We start from the raw sequence: 3,512 nt of genomic DNA, 5'->3' as shown, positions 1-3,512 counted from the left end.
TTCTTGGCATCCGGATCAGTAGGCAGGCAGCACAAAGGCACGTCGTCCCTATAAAACGAATGCAGACCGGAAAAATTAGCGAATGAGAACAACTGTCAGACAGACAAAAACCTGTGGGAGCGAGCCTGCTCGCGATAGCGGTCTGTCAGCCAATGTTTTAGTGACTGATCAATAGCTATCGCGAGCAGGCTCGCTCCCACAGGGTATTGGGTAAGTTTCAGGAGTCGGTTTACACGGCGGCCATCACGCTGTGCCGGCGATGGTGCACATCCAGTTGATCCTTGATCACCTTCAGCACTTTGGCTTCGTGCTCATGGATGAAGAAGTGCCCACCGGCCAGCATGTCCACCGAGAAGCTGCCACGGGTTTCCTTGCTCCAGCCGATCAGTTGCTCGGTGGTGGCGCGGTCAGCCTTGCCGCCGAGCACATGCACCGGGCAGTTGAGCAGTGGTCGCTGCAAGGTTTCGAACCTGCCGCACAACTGAAAGTCCGCCCGCAGGATCGGCAAGGTCAGGCTCATCAGCTCGGCATTGGCCAGCACCTCCTCGCTCGTCCCGTTGAGCGTGCGCAATTGCTCGATCAGCTCGGCATCGGTTTTCGGCTCGGCAAAACCGCGATCGTAATCGGCGCGCATCGTCGGCGCCGCCGTGCCCGAGGCAAACAGTGCCACCGGCTCCGGACATCCCAGCGCGCGCAAGGCATGCGCCATTTCGCAGGCCAGCAACGCGCCGAGGCTATGACCGAACAGCGCGTACGGGGTCTTGAGTGTCGGGCGCAATTCCTTGGCCAATTGCATCGCCAGCGTTCGCATGTCGGTGTGCAGCGGCTCGTCGAACCGCGCGCCGCGCCCCGGCAGTTCCACCGGTTGCAAGTGCAACCATTGCGGCATCTTCGGCCGCCAGCGGCTGTAGACCATCGCGCTGGCGCCGGAGTACGGCAGGCACAGCAGAGTCAGCTTGGTCACCACGCTCCCCTCAAAAAATTCGTCTGTAGAGAGAAACGGATCGCGGCCCGATCAAATTAGTCGGCGCCCGCTAAATCCTCTGCACAGGCGCTCGTTAACTGTTCAGGCCAAAACCAATAATGAGGATTCACCGTGGACCTGCAGAGCATCCTGGGCAAGTTGTTCGCCAATGCCGGTGCCGTCGGCATCGAAGGCGTTTTTCAATTCGTGTTTGGCCCGCAGCAGGCCTACTGGTCCGAGGTCAAGGCCAGCAGTCGCACCGTGTCTGGCCGGCACGCGAGCCCTGATGTGACCATCGAAGTCGCCGAGCGCGACTTCCTCGGGATCATGGGCGGCATGGCCAACGTCGAAGAACTGTTCGCCAGCGGTCGCCTGAAAATCGGCGGCAACATGGGCCTGGCGACCCTGCTGCCGCAGATCATCGAGCATGCGATGCACGGCGGCGCCGTGGCGGAAAAAGTCGACATGAACAAGCGTTACCCGACGCCGCCGCGCTTCAGTGAAAAGCTCACCGCCGGCCTGCCGACCCAACTGAACGTCGAGCGACGTTCGCGCAGCGAGCTGTCGGTGACCGAGTTCAAGAGCCGCTATCTGCCCCATGGCATTCCCGTGGTGATCAGCAACGCGCTGCATGACTGGCCGTTGTTCAAATTGAGTCGCGAAGAGTCGCTGGTGCATTTCGCCGAACTGCAAGGCATCACCCGCCATGGCGATTACGTGAAGAAGACCTTTTCCACCGAACGTGATTTCCGTTCAACGTCGATGGCCGACTTCATTGCTTCGCTGGACCAACCGGCGGTCAAAGGCGCAGACGGCGAACCGCCGGCCTACATGGGCAACAACATTCTGCCGGCGCAATTGATGCAGCAGATCAAATACCCGGGCTACTTCGATCCCTCGCAGTTCATTCCGCCGCGCATCTGGATCGGCCCCAAAGGCACGCTGACGCCGCTGCATCGCGATGACACCGACAATCTGTTTGCGCAGGTGTGGGGAAAGAAGAAATTCATCCTCGCCGCACCGCATCATCGTGAAGCGCTCGGCACCTGGTCGACCGCGCCCAAGGGCGGGCTGGATGGCTGCGATTTCAACCCGGATGCGCCGGACTACGAACGCTTCCCGGCGGCGCGGGATGTGACGTTTCTGCGCGTGACACTTGAGGCGGGAGATTTGCTGTTTTTGCCGGAAGGCTGGTTCCATCAGGTCGAGTCGGTGTCGACCTCGTTGTCGGTGAATTTCTGGGTCAACTCGGGGCGCGGTTGGTAAGCCGCGAGTGACACCACCACCCGTCGCAAAACCTGCGCACCTGTCAGACCTGACAGGTGCGCTTTCTCCCGACAAAGCGCATTTATATTCCCACCGTTACTTACGCAGGAACTCGCCCGTCAAGCACGGACCCGACTATTGCGTTCAGTGTCCTGAGTCAGCGTCGATAACAGGAGCACACCATGAATCAGCCCACGATCTCGTCACAACCACGCAGCGCAATTGCACCCTTTGTCGTGCGCGAACTCTTTTGCCCTCCACCCACACGCATTGATGAGGCGTTGGGCCAGGAGGTCAACGAGCGTCTGATGGCGTGGATACCGAGCGTGGGTATCTTTGCCGGTAAACACGAGAAACTGCGAGCCAGTGACTTCGGCCGCTATGCAATGTTGTGCCATGCCGACACGGACGATCCGGACAGGTTGCTGCTCGCAGCGCAGTGTTTCGCGGCATTGTTCGCGGTGGATGACCATTATTGTGACGACCAATCGCTTGGCGGCCGCCCTGAGAATGTGGCCCAAATGCTGTCGTTCGCCATCACGGCTATCGACCCGGTTTATTTGCCTGCGCCTTTCGATGAAGAACTCTCGCAACAACAATCGCGCGACCCGGTGATCAGAGGATTGCTGTCTTACATGACACGCGTGGGTCATTTCTGCACACCCTCACAAGTGGCTCGAGTCCGGCAAATCACCATTGCCATGTTTGTCACCATGGCTGCCGAAGCTCCGTGGCGTATCTATGGCACCCAACCCACCATCGCGGAATACCTGGCCAGCCGACAGGTCAACAGTTTCTGGCCTTGTCAGGTTCTGATTGATGCTATCGGGGGATACGAAGTACCCGCCAACCTGTATTCCCAGCCGGAGATTCACCACATCAGCGCGCTGGCAGCACTGGCCACGACGTTGGTCAACGACTTGTACTCCGCTTACAAAGAGCACCTCAAGGAAACGGGAGACTTCAAGCTTCCCTACCTGCTGGCGGCCAGACACGACTGCTCGCTTCAAGATGCCATCGATAAATCGGCGGATATTCATGATGCCGTCATGCAGGAATACGTAACGCTTGAAAAGCAATTGCTGAGCACGGCCACGCCTTTGACCAAACGCTATCTGAACGGCTTGACCACTTGGATTGCGGGCAATCGGGAATGGCATAAACACAGTGCGCGTTATCACATCTGAGCGATCGTTTTAATACGCGCTGCCCCCTCAAAGCGCATTGGGCTGGCAGGGGCAGCTATTTTTTCACTGAACTCTCGCCTGCGCCGGCCAGTCAG

The 3,512-nt window shown here is 58.9% G+C and carries 3 protein-coding genes; 2 read left to right on the top strand and 1 reads right to left on the bottom strand.

Annotated features, from left to right (window positions below):
• Positions 1 to 229 precede the first annotated feature (229 nt).
• A complete protein-coding gene (locus tag ACIOVB_RS05435; RefSeq protein ID WP_401265566.1) occupies positions 230 to 967 on the bottom strand; it encodes a thioesterase II family protein in 738 nt (245 codons plus the stop codon).
• A gap of 129 nt (positions 968 to 1,096) precedes the next feature.
• Between ACIOVB_RS05435 and ACIOVB_RS05430 the strand changes: the two genes are divergently transcribed.
• Both ACIOVB_RS05430 and ACIOVB_RS05425 read left to right on the top strand, forming a co-directional pair.
• Complete coding sequence (locus ACIOVB_RS05430; protein WP_401265563.1) at positions 1,097 to 2,230, top strand: cupin-like domain-containing protein; 1,134 nt, start codon at positions 1,097 to 1,099, stop codon at positions 2,228 to 2,230.
• A gap of 182 nt (positions 2,231 to 2,412) precedes the next feature.
• A complete protein-coding gene (locus ACIOVB_RS05425) occupies positions 2,413 to 3,417 on the top strand; it encodes a hypothetical protein (protein ID WP_401265561.1) in 1,005 nt (334 codons plus the stop codon).
• The last annotated feature ends 95 nt before the right edge of the window (positions 3,418 to 3,512 follow it).

The organism is Pseudomonas sp. NPDC087639, from assembly GCF_044743385.1.
Taxonomy (GTDB): Bacteria; Pseudomonadota; Gammaproteobacteria; order Pseudomonadales; family Pseudomonadaceae; genus Aquipseudomonas.
Note: the sequence above shows the minus strand (reverse complement) of the source record. Positions and strands in the feature narration are given on the sequence as shown.

What these genes read in the sequence shown, in the direction of transcription:
- ACIOVB_RS05425 (WP_401265561.1), top strand. Translation starts at nt 2,413, where the DNA reads ATGAATCAGCCCACGATCTCGTCACAACCACGCAGCGCAATTGCACCC.